Genomic DNA, 2,669 nt, shown 5'->3' with positions numbered 1-2,669 from the left:
GTTGCCTGTTGCCTGTTGCCTTTTCACCCAATTTTATTGTCCTAACCTCAATGCGGAATGCTATAACCTTGTAGAGACGTTGCATGCAACGTCTCTACAACTTGGAAAGGAAGAGTTCTATAATTTTATCGTTAAGTCTGCGTTTAAAACTGGACTTGCGTGAAGAGAAGCGAGTACGACGAATGACAAACCATAAAGTAACAGCAACTCTCAAAACCAGCTTGCTTGAATGATTTCCTGTTTAAGTTAATTCTATCTGGAGTTGCACTAAAAATTTAGTTTTGAGTGCTTAATCTCCCGAGTTTACAATTTTAGGAAATCTCAGCAATTTGTTGAGTGTTGCTGTTACTTATCAATGAGGAAATAGAAATGAAATTTATCAGTCGGCTTTATACCTCCTAATTTGATTTTGTCAGTTCAACTTCTGTCATTAGTAAGCCTTTAGGCTTCAATTTCTAATGTAATCACCTTTGCGGGAAAGCACAAGTAAATGACATAGAAGTTTACGTTTCGATGATTAAAGGCTGTCGTTTGTGTTACAAATAATTTACGAATCAGCTTCTGTGAACTAAGTGTTCGCGGTAAGTGGTGATCAGACATTGACGGGTTGAAGCCTGTCATAAGCGCCAAATTTCCGTAATTCTACGGTAGCGATCGCATTTCTCCATCTGGCTTAATTTGAGTATCAGTAGAAATACGGAGTCTGAAACAGGGTGTGATGGTGAGATGCAGGGAAAGTCAATCATGTCGGGGAATAGGTTTAACCGCAGGCGTTGCGATCGCGTGGGTTCTATCCCATTCGACAACTCCTACCGTTGCCCAAGTTATTCCTGATTCTACTCTAGGAGTGGAACAGTCTGTGGTGACGCCAGATGTGATCATTCAGGGTTTCTCGGTGGATCAGATTGATGGGGGGGCGATTCGAGGTGCGAATCTGTTCCACAGTTTCTCTGAGTTTAATGTGGGCGAGGGACAACGGGTTTATTTCGCCAATCCGACGGGAATTGACAATATTCTCAGCCGGGTTACAGGTACGGATATGTCGGATATTTTGGGAACTCTGGGGGTTAATGGTGGGGCGAATTTGTTTCTGATTAATCCCAATGGGATTGTTTTTGGTAAAAATGCCCAGTTGGATGTTCAGGGGGCGTTTGTGGCGTCTACCGCAGAGGGTTGGGTGTTTGAAAATGGCACAGAGTTTAGTGCAACGAACCCCCAAGCACCGCCATTACTGACGATTAACCTGACGCCGGGATTGCAGTATGGGTCGAATCATCAAGGCGCGATCGCAAGTTCTGGTCGTTTAGCGGTTGGTGGGGATTTGATCCTGGCGGGTCGAAATCTCAACCTCAACAATCAGGTACAAGCTGGGGGGAATTTGACCCTATTGGCGACGGATACGCTGAAGGTGCGCGACAGTGTAGCTTATCCGTTTATTGCTTCAGCTATGGGTCAATTGTTGGTGCAGGGGAATCAAACGGTTGATATTTTTGCTTTGAATCATGCCAATAGTGGGTTATTTTCCGGTGAGGATATGGTGCTGCGTTCTGGCAATACTGTCAGTGCGGATGCTCACTTCTGGAGTGGTGGAAATTTTCGGATTGAACAATTAGACAGTAGTTTAGGTAATTTGTCAAGTCCTTATGACCCAGTGATTCGAGCCAGTGGGGATGTGAGTTTCAATAATTACACAGGTCCGTCTTTGCATATTTTGGCTGGGGGGAGTGTCACGATTTCTGGGAATGTTGCCATAGAAGGTGTTGAGGCAAATGCTGATGCGATTAATGGGGATATTATCCGATTATCAGATGGGACAGAAATCACGATTAATGGCTCGACAAGACCAACCTTAGATATCCGTGCGGGTACTACTGATTTTGGCACGCCTGATGCTGCACCCATTGATAATTTTAATCCCTTTGGCGACTTCGATCCAGTGCCGACGATTGACGCTGTAGGTACAGGAACGAGTGCGGATATCAGAATTGATGGTTTTATCGATATTCAGGCGGCGGATGGATTGGTGCTTTTAACCAATCAGTATCGCCCCAATCTTTCCTTGTCTGGGGGAGTTATTAATGTACCCTGGATTTTTACGGATGATGTTAATGGCGGTTTTTTTGGGAACAGTGGCTCCGTTTTTATTGACTCCAGAGGCAATATAGAAGTCGGTCAGATTGATACCAGCAGCGTTTCCGGAAATGGCGGTGAAATCAGGATTATTTCTGACCAAAATATTACCTTTACAGACAATGTTGATTCTTCGGTTCGACCTGATGATGGCTTAGGGTTTGGTGTCGGCGGCAATATTACTGTGACGGCTCAAGAAGAAATCGTTCTCCCTAGTGTAAATAGTTCAATTATTAGCGCAACTCAAGGTCAAGGTAAGGGCGGAGATATTGAGGTTAATACTAGGTCACTTTCCCTCGTGGATGGAGCTAGAATATTTACGGTTACTCAAAGAGAGGGAGAGGATTCAGGTCAAGGTGGTAATTTGACAATTAATGCCAGCGAATCTGTAGAATTAATTGGTGTAGGTATACCTCCAGGTAGCAATCGGGCGATAAATACCAGTTTGCAAGCGAGGACTTTGGGAGATGGTGATGCTGGAAATTTGACAGTAAACACGAGGCAATTAATTCTGCGAGATGGTGGGATACTATCAACGA

2 protein-coding genes are annotated in these 2,669 nt (G+C 44.2%); both read left to right on the top strand.

Annotated features, from left to right (window positions below):
* Positions 1–83: 83 nt before the first annotated feature.
* A complete protein-coding gene (locus ACLFWI_RS29150; RefSeq protein WP_446415832.1) occupies positions 84–233 on the top strand; it encodes a hypothetical protein in 150 nt (49 codons plus the stop codon).
* Positions 234–718: 485 nt separating this feature from the next.
* Positions 719–2,669 (top strand): two-partner secretion domain-containing protein (locus tag ACLFWI_RS29145; RefSeq protein WP_446415831.1); only part of this gene is annotated, 1,951 nt, incomplete at its 3' end.

Source organism: Coleofasciculus sp. (genome assembly GCF_046539235.1).
Classification (GTDB): Bacteria; Cyanobacteriota; Cyanobacteriia; order Cyanobacteriales; family Coleofasciculaceae; genus Coleofasciculus.
This window is presented reverse-complemented; position numbering and strand designations above follow the sequence as displayed.